Raw genomic sequence first — 16,081 nt, forward strand, 5'->3', positions numbered from 1 at the left:
TGCCGATCTCCCCCCATGAGGGGGAGATGGCCGGCAGGCCAGAGGGGTGCTGTCCCGCCGACCTATCAAATGATCAGGCGAACGCGCCGTGGCAGTGCTTGTACTTCTTGCCGGAGCCGCAGGGGCAGGCCTCGTTGCGGCCGACCTTGCCCCAGGTCGCCTGGTTGTTGGGGTCGCGGTCCTCGGGAGCGACGACGGCGGTTGTCTCCGGGCGGACCAGAAGGGCGGTCTCGCCGCCTTCGAAGTCATTCTCGCCGGTGGTGCCGTCGATATGGGTGCCGAACATGTCGGGCGCCTCGGGCGGCGGGGCTTCGGCGGCCTGGCGGACCAGCTCGACGCGCATCAGCTGCGCAGTGACGGCCTGGCGCAGATTGCCCAGCATCGCCTGGAACAGCTCGAACGCCTCGCCCTTGTATTCCTGCAGCGGATCGCGCTGGGCGTAGCCGCGGAAGCCGACGACCGAACGCAGATGGTCGAGATTGACGATGTGCTCACGCCACAGATGGTCGAGCGTCTGCAGCACCACCGAACGTTCGACATAGCTCATCACCTCGGGACCAAAACGCTCGGAGCGCTCCTTGGCGGCGGCGTCGGCAGCCTGGGTGATGCGCTCGCGGATGTCGTCCTCTGCGATGCCCTCTTCCTTGGCCCAGTCTTCGATCGGCAGGTCGAGATTGAGGAATTCGGCGACCTCGGCCTTCAGGCCCGCGACATCCCACTGCTCAGCATAGGCATTTTCGGGAATGGCCTTGGCGACGATCTCGTCGATGACGCCCTCGCGCATCTCGCCAATGGTTTCAGAAAGGCCTTCGCCATCCATCAGTTCGATGCGTTGCTCGAACACCACCTTGCGCTGGTCGTTGGAGACGTCGTCATATTTCAAAAGGTTCTTGCGGATGTCGAAGTTGCGCGCCTCGACCTTCTTCTGCGCCTTTTCCAGCGCCTTGTTGATCCAGGGATGGATGATCGCCTCGTCTTCCTTGAGGCCGAGCTTCTGCAGCATGCCGTCCATACGCTCGGAGCCGAAGATGCGCATCAGGTCATCCTGCAGCGACAGGAAGAATTTCGAACGGCCGGGGTCGCCCTGACGACCGGAACGGCCGCGCAGCTGGTTATCGATGCGGCGCGATTCGTGACGTTCAGTGGCCAGCACATAGAGGCCGCCGGCGGCCAGGGCCTTTTCCTTCAGCCGCTCGACGTCGGCATTGATCTCTTTTTCCCGCGCCTCGCGCTCGGGTCCGGCCGGCATGTCGCCGAGTTCATCTTCAATGCGCATCTCGGCATTGCCGCCGAGCTTGATGTCGGTGCCACGGCCGGCCATGTTGGTGGCAATGGTGATGGCGCCGGGCTTGCCGGCCTGGGCGACGATCGCCGCCTCGCGCTCGTGGTGGCGGGCGTTCAGCACCTCGAAATCCGTGAAGCCTTCCTTGCGCAGGCGATCGGCCAGCTGCTCGGACTTTTCAATGGAGGTGGTGCCGACCAGCGTCGGCTGGCCCTTGGCGCTGGCTTCGCGGATCTCCCTGACGATCGCCTTGTATTTCTCCTCGACCGTCCGGTAGACCTCGTCGTCTTCGTCCTTGCGGATGACCGGCAGATTGGTCGGAATCTCGGTGACGTCGAGATTGTAGATGTTGCCGAACTCCTCGGCCTCGGTCAGCGCCGTGCCGGTCATGCCGGAAAGCTTCTTGTAGAGGCGGAAGTAGTTCTGGAAGGTGACGGAGGCGAGCGTCTGGTTCTCCGGCTGGATCGCCACATGCTCCTTGGCTTCGAGCGCCTGGTGCAGGCCTTCCGAATAGCGGCGGCCCGGCATCATGCGGCCGGTGAACTCGTCGATGATGACGATCTCGCCGTTGCGGACGATGTAGTCCTTGTCCTTCTGGAACAGCCGGTGCGCCTTCAGCGCATTGTTGACATGGTGGACGATGGCGACGTTCTCGACGTCGTAGAGCGACTCGCCCTTGAGCAGGTCGGCGTCGCGCAAAAGGTTCTCGAGCTTCTCGGTGCCTTCCTCGGTGAAGATCGAGGTCTTCTGCTTCTCGTCGATCTCATAATCCTGCGGCTGCAGCTGGATGATGAAGGTGTCGATGGTGTTGTACATTTCCGAACGGTCTTCGAGCGGACCGGAAATGATCAGCGGCGTGCGCGCCTCGTCGACCAGGATGGAATCGACTTCGTCGACGATCGCGTAATTGTGACCGCGCTGCACCATCTGGTTGCGCTCATACTTCATGTTGTCGCGCAGATAGTCGAAGCCGAGCTCGTTGTTGGTGGCGTAGGTTACGTCGGACGCGTAAGCGACGCGGCGCTCCTCGTCGGACAGGCCGTGGACGATGACGCCGACCGAGAGGCCGAGGAACTTGTAGACGCGGCCCATCCATTCGGAGTCGCGGGTGGCCAGATAGTCATTGACGGTGACGACGTGGACACCATTGCCGGCAAGCGCGTTGAGGTAGACCGGCAGCGTCGCGACCAGGGTCTTGCCCTCGCCGGTGCGCATCTCGGCAATGCCGCCATTGTGCAGCACCATGCCGCCGATCAGCTGGACATCGAAGGGGCGCATGCCGAGCACGCGGCGCGCTGCCTCGCGGGCAGTGGCGAAAGCTGGCACCAAAAGGTCATCGAGCGTGGCGCCGTTGGCGATGTCCTGGCGGAATTTCGCGGTGCGGCCGACCAACTCCTCGTCGGAGAGCGCCCGCATCTCGTTTTCCATGGCGTTGATCGCCTCGACACGAGGCCGGGTCGATTTGACCCGACGATCGTTGGAGGAACCGAAAACCTTACGGGCGAGACCGCCGAGACTGACCATCCAATGGTCCTTTCGATAGAATTCTCAATCTTGAGATGAGCGCCGGCCGGCCCCATCAATTCCACGTGAACGTGGACAAACACAAAAAGCGCCCGGAAAACGGTTCTGGACGCAAAGTCGTTGGACAGATAAGAGGGGGCTCAACTGATGTCAACGCCGCGCTGGCCCTGCCGGTCGCGCCAAATTCCGCCACAATCTGGCTGATCTGGAAGCCACCCCCTCCTCACAATCCCCACCGGAGTCATCTTATGTCCTTGTTGTTCCGCCGCGCGTCGCTCGCCAGCCTTGGCTTGGCCTTCGGCCTGTCGGCCCTTTCGCTGTCGCCGCTGATGGCGCAGCAAACCGCTCCCGCTCCGGCGGATGCAGCAGCACCGGCCGCGGCACCGGTCGATCCGAATACCGTGATCGCCACGGTCAACGGCCAGCCCTTGACCGAAGCCGACCTGGTGCTTGCCGAAGGGGAATTGTCGCAGCAGTTCGCGCAGTTGCCGCCCGAGCAGCGCCGCGCCGCGGCCCTTTCGGCTGCCATCGAGATCCGCGTCATGGCCGCTCAGGCGGTCACGACCGGCCTCGACAAGGATCCCGATTTCCAGCGCCGTATGGCCTTCCTGCAGCAGCGCGCGCTGCATGGCGAGATGGTTGAGAAGGGTGTTGTCGACAAGGTCACCGACGCCGAGGTTCGCGCCCGCTACGACCAGGAAATCGCCAACACGCCGCCCACCAACGAGCTGCACGCCCGTCACATCCTCGTGAAGACGAAGGAAGAGGCCGAGGCGATCATCAAGCAACTCGACGGCGGCGCCGACTTCCAGAAGCTCGCCAACGAGCACACCAGCGATCCGTCAGGCAAGACCAGCGGCGGCGATCTCGGCTGGTTCGGACCTGGCCAGATGGTGCCGGAGTTCGACAAGGCGGCCTCCGCGCTCGAGGTCGGCAAATACACCGAGCAGCCGGTGCAGACGCAGTTCGGCTGGCATGTCATCAAGCTCGAGGACAAGCGCACCAAGCAGCCGCCGGCTTTTGACGACGTCAAGGACCAGGCCAAGCAGGCGGTCATCCGCGACAAGTACTTCGCGCTGGTCAAGTCGCTGCGCGGCGGCGCCAAGGTCGAGATCCCCGACGCGAACCTGAAGAAGGCGGTCGATACGCTGGAAAGCGCCAAGTAGGCCTGAAAGAATTTTTTGAAAGGGGCGCGGCAGCCAAGGGTTGCCGTGCCTTTTTGTCGACCCAGGTCGGCGCTTTCTACCTTCCGGGCACCGCTATGCCGCGCATCACGTAGTGGACGGCCTTGCGTATCGTCGCTTCGTCCTCGTCGAGCCGGTTGGTCAACAGATGCTTCCAGGCGAAGGAGGCGATCAGGTCGGCGACCAGCGCTGCATCGATATCGGCGCCGATTTCGCCCCTTGCCCTGGCGCGTTCGACCATCTGGCCGGTATGGGAGCGTCGACCCAGCGCATAGTCGGCAAGGGCCGCGGACGCCGCATCATCCGACTGCGCCTCGGCGATCAGCGACCTGAACACGCTGCCCGACGATGTCTCGCGCCAGTGCGCGAACAGGTTATTCAGGAAGCCGACGAGATCCTCCTCCAGTCGCCCGGTATCGGGAACATCGACGCGTTTCTGGCGCTGGTAGACTTCGAGCAGCAATGCCGCCTTGCTCGGCCACCAGCGATAGATGGTGGGTTTGCCGGCGCGGGCCCGCCGCGCCACCGCCTCGATCGAGAAGCCGGCATAACCGGCCTCGACCAGCACAGCCTCGGCTGCTTCGAGAATGGCATCGGCGCTGGCGGGATTGCGCCGCGCACCGATCGATTTGCGCGCCGGATCGGCGTCCTCGGCCATTTCTGTCGTCCTCGCCAACAATTTCGCCGGCAATATAGGTGAGGTCGTGGTGAAACGAAACGGACCGTTTTTGACAGATCAAAGAATCCGGCAGATGGCGCTTATTGCATCGCTTGCGATGTCTCGGATTCGATGCGCCAGCCACCGTCGGCCTTGACCAGGCCGAGCGTGACGCGCGCCTTGCCGGTCAGGCGTGCCGCCGACTTGTCCTTTGGAAGATAGTCGTAGTGCATCGCAAAGACGGCCTCGGCGCGATCCTCGCCATGCGGGGTGACCTCCAGGCTGCCGGGCTCGAGGCCAAGCGACCAGGAGGCCCACTGTGCGAACCAGTCGGCCTTGACCTTGGCGATGGCATCGGCGTCGTAGCGTGTGCCGAAAATGGTGGCGGACGGGCCGTAGAGCCGCTTGACGGTCTCGCTCATCGCCTTGGTGTCCGGCGTCAGATAATCCTGGCGCAGGAATTTTTCGATCGATCCCTTGTCATCGCCCACCGAGCGCTCGAGCACGGCAACTTCGGTCGGAGGTGCCGGAGCGGCTGGCTTCCGCGGCTGGGCGGGTTGTCCGTCAGAGACGAATTCGAAACGCTCGAGCAGCGAGCCCTGCTCCCAGGGGCGCTGGGCCTCGCGGGTTTGCGAAACCACGTCGCGGCGCACCGCGATCATCATGTCGTTGATGCTCTGGCCAGGTTCGGCGATATGGCGCAGCAGGGCGGCGGCAAAAGGCGAGTTGCGCCCGCTTCCGTCCATGGCAACGGCACCAGGTGCTGTCGAGAAGGCGATGAAGGAGCCGCGCGTCGAATCGAACTGCGCCAGCCCGGCCAGCGCCGTCGCCGAGCGCATGGTGGCGGTGCGGCTGAGACTGCGGGCAAACGGATTGTTGCGGCAGGCATCGAGAAACACCAGGCTGACCTTGGTCTGCTGTTCCATGATGTCGAGGACTTCGTCGATCGGCACGGCCTCGAGTTGCAGCTTGACCGGCACGTCCAACCTGGCGTCGACCGGCACGATGTAGTTGCGCCCGTCGACCTGCAAGCCGTGGCCGGCATAATAGAATAGCCCGACGCCGGCGCCTTCGAGCGCGTCGGAGAACTCGCCGATGCTGCGTTCGAGCTCACGTTTGCCGAGATCATTGCCTTCGATGACCTCGAAGCCGATGGAGCGCAGCTTGTCGGCGATGTCGAGCGCGTCGTTCACGGGATTGGCCAGCGTGCCGGCTTCCGCGTAAGTGCCGTTGCCAATGACAAGCGCTACGCGCCGTTGCGGCTGCGCATCCGCGCTCAGCAGCAAAAGTCCCAGAAATGCCCATGCGAGGATCGCAAGCCTGCCCATGGCCAAGATCATAACGCCATCGGCCCGGGCGGCGCCAACAGATTTGAAATGCAAGCTTAATCCCGAGTGGGCTCCCGCCCCCGGCAAGAGCGACGAAAACGCCCTTGCGCCCGCGCGGCGTATCGGGCAAACCGGCCTTCCCTTGCGATTTTTCCCGCCCGAGGCCCCCATGTCCACGACGATTTCGCCGCTTGCGCCGAAGAAATACCCCAAGATGCCAGAAATCGAGGGGGTGCGCATCGCCACCGCCGAGGCGGGTATAAAGTACAAGAACCGCACCGATCTGCTGACTATGGTCTTCGATGAAGGCACCGCGGTCGCCGGTGTGTTCACGAAATCGAAATGTCCCTCGGCGCCGGTCGATTTCTGCCGCCAGAATCTCGGCGCCGGCAAGGCGCGGGTACTGGTCGTCAATTCCGGCAATGCCAACGCGTTCACCGGCAAGAAAGGTCGGGAATCCACGGCCCTGACGGGTGAGGCGGCGGCGAAGGCGGCCGGCTGCAAGGCAAGCGAGGTTTTCCTGGCCTCGACCGGCGTCATCGGCGAGCCGCTCGACACCAGCAAATTCAGCCATCTGCTCGCGGGGCTGGTCAGCAATGGCAAGCCAGGGCTGTGGACCGAAGCTGCAAAGGCGATCATGACCACGGATACCTATCCGAAAGTGGCGACAGCGACCGTCAAGCTCGGCGACACCGATGTCACCATCAACGGCATCTCCAAGGGCGCTGGCATGATCGCGCCCGACATGGCGACGATGCTGTCCTTCATCGCCACCGACGCGCCGATCGCCGCCCCTGTTCTGCAGGACCTGTTGTCGCGCGGCACGGCCAAGACCTTCAACGCGGTCACCGTCGACAGCGACACCTCGACCAGCGACACGCTGCTGATCTTCGCCACCGGCAAGGCCGCCAAGCGCGGCGCGCCCGAGATAACCGACCCCAAGGATGCCCGTCTCGGCGCGTTTCGCCGGGCACTCGGAAAGGTGCTGAAATCGCTGGCGCTGCAAGTGGTGCGCGACGGCGAGGGCGCCCGCAAGCAGGTCGAAGTCACCGTCACCGGCGCCAAATCGGCGCGGTCGGCCAAGCGCATCGCGCTGTCGATCGCCAATTCGCCGCTGGTCAAGACGGCGGTCGCCGGCGAGGATGCCAATTGGGGCCGCGTCGTCATGGCCGTCGGCAAGGCCGGCGAACCCGCCGATCGCGACCGGCTGTCGATCTGGTTCGGCGACAACAGGCTGGCGCATGAAGGCGAGCGCGACCCCGGCTACTCCGAGGCAGCGACGTCGGCCTACATGAAGCGCGACGACATCCGCATCCGCGCCGATATCGGCATCGGCCGCGGCAAGGCGACGGTGTGGACCTGCGATCTCACCAAGGAATATGTCGCCATCAATGGCGATTATCGGAGCTGATGGTCTTGGGCTCCAGGCATCCGGCAAGCATGCTCGCGATCGTGCGCCGCTACGAGGCGGCCGGCTTTCGCGCCTGGCCGGCAGCCGCTGTCCACTATGACGGCACCTGGGTGGTGCGGCTGACCGCCGGCCATCCGGCCAAGCGGCTGAACTCGGTCAACCCGCTCGATCCCGGCGACACCCAGCACATTGCCGACCGTATCGGCCGGGCCAGCCGCCGTTTCGACGCCTATGGCCGACCGCTGACGTTTCGCATGTCGCCACTGTCGGGTCCGGATCTCGCCAGCCATCTCGACCGCGAGGGCTGGAGCCGGTTCGACGAGTCGCTGGTCATGCGGCTGCCGCTGGCCGACGCGCAACTCGACGCCGCCATGGACCAGATTCCGCTGAAGGACATCAGCCGCTTCATCGGCGCGTCGCTCAAAGTCAGCGGTTCGGATGTTTCGCTGCGGCCCGGCCTGTCGGAGATCATCGGCGCCATCCAGCCCGAGGCCGGACTGTTCGCGCTCGAAGATGGCGCCGATGCGTTGGCAACGCTGATCTGCGTGCATGACGGCGATCTTGCCGGCCTGTTCGAGGTCGCCACCGACAAGTCGGCGCGCAACAAGGGCCATGGCCGCAACCTGATCCTGTCGGCGCTGAAATGGGCGCGGCTGCGTGGCGCGCGGGAGGCCTGGCTGCAGGTCGAGGCCGGCAATGTGCCGGCGCTGGCGCTCTACCATTCGCTCGGCTTCGACGAAGTCTATCGCTACCACTACCGCAGGCCGCCCGGTCATGAATGAAGTAATGGCATGAGTGAGGTGACGATCGCCGGCAAGCGTCTGCTCCTGGTCGCCGCCTGCGCGCTGGTCGATGCCGACGGCCGGGTGCTTTTGGCGCAGCGGCCAGAGGGCAAGCAACTTGCCGGGCTGTGGGAATTTCCCGGCGGCAAGGTCGAACCCGGCGAGACGCCCGAACAATGCATCATTCGCGAGTTGCACGAGGAAATCGGCATCGAAACCGATATCCCGTGCCTGGCGCCGCTCACCTTCGCCAGTCATTCCTACGACGATTTCCACCTGCTGATGCCGCTGTTCATCTGCCGCCGTTTCCGCGGCATCGCCCAACCCAGGGAAGGCCAGGCGCTGAAATGGGTGCGGCCAAAGCAGATGCGCGACTATCCGATGCCGCCGGCCGACGCGCCGCTGATCCCCTTCCTCATCGATCTTCTTTGAGGGCTTCTCGCCCGGCCGCTTCCTGGCCGAGGCGTTGTATCAGCCAGCGTTAATGGAAGATTTATCTCATCATGAAAAATTGAAGCATCGCCGTTCGCGGCCGCGCCGCCGATTCGCTGGGGAGCGATAGCATGAGCCTAGACAAGGATTGGGACTCGATCCGGCCCGAGCGCAGCTTTCGCGCCGCCGACGCAGGCATGGGCATATTGCGCATCACGCTGCTGTTCGGTTCGGCCGCGGTGGCGCTGGCGCTGATCGCAACCCCTTTCCTCGACAGCCAGACACGATCGCTGTCGGCCCGCGATGATCTTGCCGGCGGGCTCGACATGACGGCCACCGGCTCGGTCAGCCATCGCGAAACCTACACGCTGCGCCGCAGCGTGCTGCAGCCGCAGCCCAGTTCGGTCTGCATCATCCGGTCCAATGGCAGAAGCAGCGGCGACTGCTGACATGGTTAAGAGTTTTCGGCAAGGCGGCGGTTTCACCGCCTGTTAAGCCTTTGCCGTTAACCTTTCTTAACGGATCGGCGGTAATCTCCTGGCGAGAGGGGTCGAGGTCATGAAAGCAGTGCTGCTGGGTTTTCTGAAGGACGAGACCGGCGCGACAGCCATCGAATATGGACTGATCGCGACCTTGGTGGCGCTGGGGATCATCACCGGAGTTGGTCAGTTCGCCGACTCGCTTACCTGGCTGTTCAGCGACAACAACAGCAAGCTTGCGAACGCTTTCGCACCCTCACCCTGATCCAACCTTTCCGCGCTTGCGGGCAGGATCAACGCCCGTCGGGCGCCTCCAGGATTGCCTTCAGCGAGACCTTGGCCGAACCCGGTTTCAGCGGCTTTTGCTGCGATGCGTCAGGCGCCCAACCAGACATCCAGACGATCGAGAAACTTGCCCTCACACGGCCGTCAGGGTCGGAAAACCGCTCGGCGTAGATTTCCGCCGCGCGGGCAAACAGCTTGCGTGAGCCCGGCCGCCGGCTGCGATCGGTGAGCGCACTGGTCTCGCCCATGGCCCGCAGATCCGCCATCAGGTTAAACAGGCTGGCATAGCGCACCGTCACCGTCTCGACGTCGGCGACCGGCAGAGCGAGACCGGCGCGCTGCAGGAGCGCACCGGCGTCGCGCACGTCGGTGAACGGGGTGACACGCGGGCTGGCGCCGCCGTAAAGCTCGGTCTCGGCCGCAAGCAGGCTTTCGCGCAGCTCAAAAAGCGTGCCGGCGCCGGCAAAGGCGCCGAGGAAAAGCCCATCCGGCCGCAACGCGCGGCGGATCTGGATCAGCATGCCGGGAATGTCGTTCATCGCCTGCAGCGACAGAAGCGAGACCACCAGATCGAGGCTCTCCGGCTCGAACGGCACGGTTTCCAGCGGAGCGATCAAGCCGGCGCCGCCGCCGCTCAGGAAAGCCGTATCCGTTTCGACGCGGACAATGTCGGCGACCTTGCCGCTTTCGGCGAGCATTTCGGCTGCCGCCGGGGTCTGGCAAAACAGCACAGCCGCCTTGCCGAACCGGCGCTCGACGGCGCCCAGCCGGTCGGCAAGATCCTCGGCCGTACGGCGCATGAGGAAGTCCGCGCCGTCAACCGGATGGGTGAGCGCGCGCCGCTTGTGCGCCAGCCACAGAGAGGTATCCATTATCGGCTGCAACGGGCGGATCCTTGTTTGTCCACGCCCTGATATAGTTGGTATACTTGGCACGGAGAACCAACCACGTGGCCGATCCGATGTCCAAGATCAAGCCCGGCGAGATCAAGCGCTTCGCCCGATCGGCCCTCGGCTGGCCGGCGCGCATCCTGTTTCCGCCGGTCTGCGCTGGTTGCCGCCGGCATGTCTCGCAGCCCGGCGTGCTGTGCGGCGCCTGCTGGCCGAAGCTCAGGCTGCTGGAACGGCCATGGTGCCCGGTGATGGGCACGCCGTTCACCCACCATATGGGCGAAGGCTTTCTGTCGGCCGAGGCAATTGCCGATCCGCCGCCTTTCGAGCGGGCGCGGGCTGCGGTCGCCTATTCCGGAGTCGCCCGCCAGATGGTGCAAGGGCTGAAATACCAGGACCGCACGGATCTCGCGCCGTGGATGGCGCGCTGGATGGTGCGCGCGGGTGCCGATCTCATCGCCGAAGCGGATGTGGTGGTGCCGGTGCCCCTGCACTGGCGACGTTTCTTCAGGCGACGGTTCAACCAATCGGCGGAACTGGCGAGGGCAGTGTCGGTGCTCAGCGACTTGCCCTTCGCACCCTCGGCGGTGCGGCGTGTGAAACTCACCCGCCAGCAGGTTGGGCTGGAGCGGCAGGAGCGCGAGGAGAATGTGCGGGCCGCCTTTCGAGTGCCCGCCGAGTCGGAAATCGAGATTGCCGGCCGCAGGGTGCTGCTGATCGACGATGTCTACACCACCGGCGCCACGGTGCGTTCCGCCACCAAGGCACTGAAAAGGGGAGGTGCGGCCGCCGTCGACGTGCTGACCTTTGCCCGTGTGTTGCCGGGGGACTTCCGGGCGGACGAGTCCGCGACTATATAAGTCGGCAACGAACAGCGGAAATTCGTCATGGCCGATGTCACCATCTACACCCGCATGATGTGCGGCTACTGCACGGCAGCCAAGCGGCTGCTTGAGCGCAAGGGCGTCGCCTTTACCGAGCACGATGCCTCCTTCTCGCCGGAACTGCGCCAGGAAATGATTTCCCGCGCCCACGGCCGCTCGACTTTTCCGCAGATTTTCATCGGCGATACGCATGTCGGCGGCTGCGACGACCTGCACGAGCTGGAGGCCGAAGGCCGGCTGGACAAACTGCTCGCCAACGGCGCGACGATTTGAGGATATGACAATGGGTGTTTTCAAGGCGGCTGCGATCCAGATGCGTTCGGGCGAGAGCCCCGAGCGCAACGCGGTCGATCTCGAACGGCTGGTGCGCGAAGCCGCAAGCCAGGGCGCGACCTATATCCAGACGCCGGAAATGACCGGCGCACTGATCCGCGACAAGCAAGCGCGCGCTGCCTCCTTCACCTCCGAGGACAAGGACATCATCGTCTCGACCGCGCGCAAGCTGGCCAAGGAGCTCGGCGTTTTCCTGCATATCGGCTCGACCGCCATCCTGCGCGCCGACGGCAAGCTCGCCAACCGGGCGCTGCTGTTCGGCCCGGACGGCGCTACGCTCGCCACCTACGACAAGATCCACATGTTCGACGTCGATCTCGATAATGGCGAGTCGTGGCGTGAATCCGCCGCCTATGAACCGGGCGCCGAGGCCGTCGTCACCGAGATCGAGGGTGCAAAGCTTGGCTTCGCCGTTTGCTACGATCTGCGCTTTCCGCAACTGTTCCGCGCCGAAGCACTGGCCGGCGCAGATCTGCTTTCGGTGCCGGCCGCCTTCACCCGCCAGACGGGCGAGGCGCACTGGCACGTGCTGCTCAGGGCGCGCGCCATCGAGAACGGCGCCTATGTCGTCGCCGCCGCGCAAGGCGGCCTGCATGAGGACGGCCGCGAGACCTACGGTCATTCGCTGATCGTCGATCCGTGGGGCCGTATCATCGCGGAAGCCGCGCATGACGAGCCGGCGGTGATCGTCGCCGAGATCGACTCGGCGCAGTCGCTTGCCGCGCGCAAGAAGATTCCAAACCTCAAAAATGCGCGAGATTTTGCCGTCAATGCCGGCTTGGGCGAGGCGCCGCGGCTCAGGGGTGCAGCCTCTTGATCCGTTTTGCCCTGATCTGCGAGCACGAGCACGAATTCGAAGGCTGGTTCCGCAGCAATGACGATTTCGACACTCAGAAGAAGCGTGGCTTTGTCGACTGTCCGACCTGCGGCTCGCACAAGGTGCAGAAAGCGCTGATGGCGCCGGCGGTCTCCACGGCGCGCAAGCAGGAAACGATAGCGCTCGCCATGGGAGAGGCGCAGAAGCAGGCTTTGGCGCAGCTGAAGGCGATGGCCGAGAAGGTGCGCGAGAATGCCGACTATGTCGGCGACAAGTTCGCCGAGGAAGCGCGCAAGATCCATTTCGGCGAAACCGACCCGCGCGGCATCTATGGCGAGGCGACGCTGGAAGAGGCCAAGAGCCTGGCCGAGGACGGCGTCGAGTTCATGCCGATCCCGGTGTTCCCGGACGACCGCAATTGACCGGCTAGCTCACGCTGCCGATCAATTTCTCAAGCAGCCGAGCGAGCGTTTCTCGTTCGGCCTGCGTCAGGCTGGAAAGAACCTCGTGTTCGTTGGCCACATGGGCGCTAACAGCCTCGTCAATTAGCGTCAGGCCCTTTTCAGTCAGCCTCACGACAATGCCGCGACGATCGTTGGGGTGCGGCCCGCGCAGGATCAATCCGGACGTTTCCAGCCGGTCGAGCCTGTTGGTCATGGCGCCTGAGGTCACCATCGTCGCCTCATAGAGCGCGGTCGGCGTCAGCGCATAGGGTGAACCCGAGCGGCGCAGCGTCGCCAGAACATCGAACTCTCCCGACTGCAATCCATAGCGGGCAAACAACGGCGCCAGGCGCTCGCGGGCGATCAGCGAGGAGGCCTCGTTCAGCCGCCCGAGCACGGCCATCGGCGAGACGTCCAGATCGGGCCGCTCCCGCTTCCATTGCTCGATCGCTCTTGCTGCTCTATCCAACTGTCTCATCATCATATATCTTGACGTTAAGAATCTTTCCATTATCTTACCTCAAGATACAATGCCGGCCAAGGGCCGCGGCGACAGGGTTCGATCATGAAATTTCTCTGGGATTCGGCGCTCGGCCTGCTGGTCGTCACCGGCGGCCTGCTCGGCCTGACACTGCCGTTCGGCAAGCTCGCCACGGCTGCCGGCGTGCCGGCCATGGTCTGGGCCTTCGTCATCTCGCTTGGCGCCGGCGGCGTCTTGCTGTGCGTGCTCTTGGCTCGCGGTCAGCGCGTCCGGCTCACCGCGCACAAATTGCGCTATTTCTTCGTCACCGCGGCGGTGTCCTATGCCGTCCCCAATCTGCTGATGTTCTCGGCCATCCCGCATCTGGGCGCCGGCTACACCGGCATCATGTTCACGCTGTCGCCTGTCATCACGCTGGTGTTCTCGATCCTGTTGCGTGTCCGGCGCCCCAACATGCTGGGTATTGTCGGCATCGCCGTCGGCTTTGTCGGCGCCGTCATGGTGGCGGTGACGCGCGGCGAGGCCGGCCAGCCGGCCGATCTGTTCTGGGTGGTGATGGGGCTGCTCATCCCGGTCAGCCTTGCCGCCGGCAACATTTACCGCACGGTCGACTGGCCGGAAGGCACCGGCCCGATCGAGCTTGCCGTCGGCAGCCATTTGGCGTCGGCGGCGATGCTGCTTGTCGGCATTCTCGCCCTGTTCGGCGTCAAGGCCTTCGCTTCACTCGGCGGCGTGCCGCTGGTCGTCGTCGCGCAGGTTGCGTCGGCATCGGCGATGTTCGCCTTCTTCTTCCGGCTGCAGGCGGTTGGCGGCCCGGTCTATCTCAGCCAGATCGGCTATGTGGCGGCGGCCGTCGGCCTGTTTGCCGGCACGATCTTCCTTGGCGAGCACTATCAGCTGCTGACCTGGGCAGGCGCGGTCATCATCACCGCTGGCGTGTTCATCACCACCATGGCGCAAAGTCAGCCCAGCAGGAAGGCGCAAAGCCAGGCGGCGTGAGCGCGCTTGCGCCTCAGCCGGCGCTGGTTTCGTTCTCTTCGCCACCGGGGTCGCGGTCCGCAACGCCGACTTCTTGTTCACGCCGGCCATCGATCTGTCACGCTCCAGGGACGAGATCGTTTCACGGAAACGCCAAACCGCTCTAGTTTTTTTGTTTTGTCGCAATTCCCAAGGGAAAGCGCTATGCGCTTTTCCCGGGAAAACCGTGTCACACTTTTCCTGGAATTGCTTTTGGAGCAAGCCATGACCGAAGCAAAGGGTCCAGAGGGAACTCCTGTCGATGGCGCGGACTTTCGGGCCGCGATGCGGCTGATCGTCGGCAATGTCAGCGTCATCACCGCTGGCACCGGAGGATCGCTCAGGCCTGGTGGTCATTTCGGTCGTCTCGCTGTCGGCCGAACCGCCCAAGGTGATTGCCTGTGTCAACCGGTCGTCGTCGACCTGGCCGGTGATCGAACGTTACCGGCATTTCGGCGTCAACTCGCTTGGCCCCCAGCATCAAAGGGTGGCCGAGCGGTTCTCCGGTTTCGGCGGCATCAAGAGCAAGGACCGCTATGAGGGCGCCGAATGGATGACGCTCAAGACCGGAGCTTTGTTGCTTTCGGATGCGGTGGCCGCCCTCGACTGCAGCCTCGACGAGATGATCGATCGCGGCACGCATTCGATCGTCATTGGCTCGGTCGAGGCCGTGCGCACCCACGATGCCGGCCAGGCGCTGATCTACTGGCGCGGCGGCTATCGGCCGCTCGACGCCTAATGCATGTCGCCCAAAAGTGACCTCGGTTTTGGGAAAACGACATGCATAAAAACAAAGACCTAAAGCGCGTCGCCTGAATCCGTTCAAACGCGACGCGCTTTAGGGTGTATTGATATTCAGGTGAGGCCGGCCTGCAAACGGTGGCTTCCTGCGCTTCCGGTGCTCACGGACCCGGATGTCCGCTCCGCTCCGGTTCTCGGAACCCACCGTTTTCGACTCGGCCTGACCTGAATCTCAACACACCCAGGAGCTAATTCCAAGAGAAGTACGGTTGATCAGACCGAGCCTTTTTCCGCCAGGACCATGTAGTTGACGTCCATGTCCTTCGACCGCGCCCAGCGGTCGGCAAGCGGGTTGTAGGTGACGCCGGTGCGGTCGATGATGGTCAGGCCGGCGCCGCCAAGCGCCTTTTCGAGCTCTTCCGGGCGCACCAGCTTGCCGAACTGGTGGGTGCCACGCGGCAGCCAGCGTAGCACATATTCGGCGCCGATGATGGCCAACCCGAGCGCCTTCAGCGTGCGGTTGATGGTGGCCACGAACATGATGCCGCCAGGCCGGACCATCTCGCCGCATTTGGCGACGAACAGGTCGATGTCGGCGACATGCTCGACCACTTCCATGTTGAGGATGACGTCGAATTTTTCGCCGGCGTCGGCAAGGTCCTCGGCTGTCGTGGCGCGATAATCGACGCTGACATTGCCCTCGGCCGCGTGCAGCTTCGCGACTTCGATGTTTGTTTCGGAAGCATCCGCTCCCACAACTTCGGCGCCAAGCCGCGCCATCGGCTCGCACAAAAGGCCGCCGCCGCAGCCGATGTCGAGGATGCGCAGGCCCTCGAAAGGCCTTGCAGCGCGTGGATCGCGGCCGAAGCGCGCCGCTATCTGGTCGCGGATATAGGACAGCCGGACCGGATTGAATTTGTGCAGGGGACGGAACTTGCCGTTCGGGTTCCACCATTCGGCGGCAAGGGCGGAAAAGCGTTCCACTTCTCCGGCATCGATCGTCGATCGTCGGGGCTCTGGCATCGGTTGGTCTCCTCGAGCGCTAGGAAGTCGGGTGTGGGGCCGCGAATGTCAAGGCAACAATTTTCGATGCTGCCAAGGGGCTGACAG

The 16,081-nt window shown here is 64.1% G+C and carries 17 protein-coding genes and 1 pseudogene; 12 read left to right on the forward strand and 6 right to left on the reverse strand.

Annotated features, from left to right (window positions below; genetic code table 11):
- Positions 1-73 precede the first annotated feature (73 nt).
- Positions 74-2,806 carry a preprotein translocase subunit SecA gene (gene secA, locus C8D77_RS00105; RefSeq protein WP_109658605.1) on the reverse strand — a complete coding sequence of 911 codons (2,733 nt, stop codon included), beginning with the start codon at positions 2,804-2,806 and terminating at the stop codon, positions 74-76.
- Positions 2,807-3,054: 248 nt separating this feature from the next.
- On the opposite strand from secA, the gene C8D77_RS00110 reads away from it, so the two are divergent.
- Complete coding sequence (locus C8D77_RS00110) at positions 3,055-3,972, forward strand: peptidylprolyl isomerase (protein ID WP_109658606.1); 918 nt, start codon at positions 3,055-3,057, stop codon at positions 3,970-3,972.
- 76 nt (positions 3,973-4,048) lie between these two features.
- On the opposite strand, the gene C8D77_RS00115 is transcribed toward C8D77_RS00110, so the two are convergent.
- Positions 4,049-4,648 (reverse strand): TetR/AcrR family transcriptional regulator, encoded by a 600-nt coding sequence (locus tag C8D77_RS00115; protein WP_109658607.1) that lies wholly within the window; start codon positions 4,646-4,648, stop codon positions 4,049-4,051.
- 101 nt (positions 4,649-4,749) lie between these two features.
- The gene (locus C8D77_RS00120; RefSeq protein ID WP_109661090.1) at positions 4,750-5,976 is read right to left on the reverse strand and encodes a caspase family protein; all 1,227 of its coding nucleotides are present in this window, start codon (positions 5,974-5,976) and stop codon (positions 4,750-4,752) included.
- 169 nt (positions 5,977-6,145) lie between these two features.
- On the opposite strand from C8D77_RS00120, the gene argJ reads away from it, so the two are divergent.
- From argJ to C8D77_RS00145, 5 genes are all read left to right on the forward strand, one after another.
- Positions 6,146-7,387 carry a bifunctional glutamate N-acetyltransferase/amino-acid acetyltransferase ArgJ gene (argJ, locus tag C8D77_RS00125; protein ID WP_109658608.1) on the forward strand — a complete coding sequence of 414 codons (1,242 nt, stop codon included), beginning with the start codon at positions 6,146-6,148 and terminating at the stop codon, positions 7,385-7,387.
- A 29-nt stretch (positions 7,388-7,416) separates the two neighbouring features.
- Positions 7,417-8,169, forward strand: coding sequence for a GNAT family N-acetyltransferase (locus tag C8D77_RS00130; protein WP_109661093.1), 753 nt, complete (start codon positions 7,417-7,419; stop codon positions 8,167-8,169).
- 9 nt (positions 8,170-8,178) lie between these two features.
- A complete protein-coding gene (locus C8D77_RS00135; RefSeq protein ID WP_109658609.1) occupies positions 8,179-8,601 on the forward strand; it encodes a (deoxy)nucleoside triphosphate pyrophosphohydrolase in 423 nt (140 codons plus the stop codon).
- Positions 8,602-8,732: 131 nt separating this feature from the next.
- Complete coding sequence (locus C8D77_RS00140; RefSeq protein ID WP_109658610.1) at positions 8,733-9,050, forward strand: hypothetical protein; 318 nt, start codon at positions 8,733-8,735, stop codon at positions 9,048-9,050.
- Positions 9,051-9,159: 109 nt separating this feature from the next.
- The gene (locus C8D77_RS00145; RefSeq protein ID WP_109658611.1) at positions 9,160-9,345 is read left to right on the forward strand and encodes a Flp family type IVb pilin; all 186 of its coding nucleotides are present in this window, start codon (positions 9,160-9,162) and stop codon (positions 9,343-9,345) included.
- A 28-nt stretch (positions 9,346-9,373) separates the two neighbouring features.
- Here the strand turns inward: C8D77_RS00145 and C8D77_RS00150 are convergent, their stop codons facing one another.
- Positions 9,374-10,249, reverse strand: coding sequence for a methyltransferase domain-containing protein (locus C8D77_RS00150; protein ID WP_109658612.1), 876 nt, complete (start codon positions 10,247-10,249; stop codon positions 9,374-9,376).
- 65 nt (positions 10,250-10,314) lie between these two features.
- Between C8D77_RS00150 and C8D77_RS00155 the strand changes: the two genes are divergently transcribed.
- From C8D77_RS00155 to C8D77_RS00170, 4 genes are read left to right on the forward strand one after another with little or no spacing between them, the layout of a single operon-like run.
- Complete coding sequence (locus tag C8D77_RS00155; protein ID WP_425453680.1) at positions 10,315-11,115, forward strand: ComF family protein; 801 nt, start codon at positions 10,315-10,317, stop codon at positions 11,113-11,115.
- A 27-nt stretch (positions 11,116-11,142) separates the two neighbouring features.
- The gene (gene grxC / locus C8D77_RS00160) at positions 11,143-11,412 is read left to right on the forward strand and encodes a glutaredoxin 3 (RefSeq protein ID WP_056583465.1); all 270 of its coding nucleotides are present in this window, start codon (positions 11,143-11,145) and stop codon (positions 11,410-11,412) included.
- Positions 11,413-11,422: 10 nt separating this feature from the next.
- Complete coding sequence (locus tag C8D77_RS00165; protein ID WP_109658614.1) at positions 11,423-12,289, forward strand: carbon-nitrogen hydrolase family protein; 867 nt, start codon at positions 11,423-11,425, stop codon at positions 12,287-12,289.
- Positions 12,286-12,711: a DUF1178 family protein gene (locus tag C8D77_RS00170; RefSeq protein ID WP_109658615.1), complete on the forward strand. Its 426-nt coding sequence runs from the start codon at positions 12,286-12,288 to the stop codon at positions 12,709-12,711. Before C8D77_RS00165 ends, C8D77_RS00170 begins: the two co-directional genes overlap by 4 nt.
- Positions 12,712-12,715: 4 nt before the next feature.
- On the opposite strand, the gene C8D77_RS00175 is transcribed toward C8D77_RS00170, so the two are convergent.
- Complete coding sequence (locus tag C8D77_RS00175; protein ID WP_206532389.1) at positions 12,716-13,210, reverse strand: MarR family winged helix-turn-helix transcriptional regulator; 495 nt, start codon at positions 13,208-13,210, stop codon at positions 12,716-12,718.
- 87 nt (positions 13,211-13,297) lie between these two features.
- Between C8D77_RS00175 and C8D77_RS00180 the strand changes: the two genes are divergently transcribed.
- Both C8D77_RS00180 and C8D77_RS00185 read left to right on the forward strand, forming a co-directional pair.
- The gene (locus C8D77_RS00180) at positions 13,298-14,212 is read left to right on the forward strand and encodes a DMT family transporter (RefSeq protein WP_109658616.1); all 915 of its coding nucleotides are present in this window, start codon (positions 13,298-13,300) and stop codon (positions 14,210-14,212) included.
- A 243-nt stretch (positions 14,213-14,455) separates the two neighbouring features.
- Positions 14,456-14,969 (forward strand): annotated as a pseudogene (locus C8D77_RS00185) (flavin reductase family protein).
- 275 nt (positions 14,970-15,244) lie between these two features.
- On the opposite strand, the gene ubiG reads toward C8D77_RS00185, so the two are convergent.
- Positions 15,245-15,994: a bifunctional 2-polyprenyl-6-hydroxyphenol methylase/3-demethylubiquinol 3-O-methyltransferase UbiG gene (gene ubiG / locus C8D77_RS00195; RefSeq protein ID WP_109658617.1), complete on the reverse strand. Its 750-nt coding sequence runs from the start codon at positions 15,992-15,994 to the stop codon at positions 15,245-15,247.
- Positions 15,995-16,081 lie beyond the last annotated feature (87 nt).

Origin of the sequence: Mesorhizobium loti (genome assembly GCF_003148495.1) — a bacterium.
Lineage (GTDB): Bacteria > Pseudomonadota > Alphaproteobacteria > Rhizobiales > Rhizobiaceae > Mesorhizobium > Mesorhizobium loti.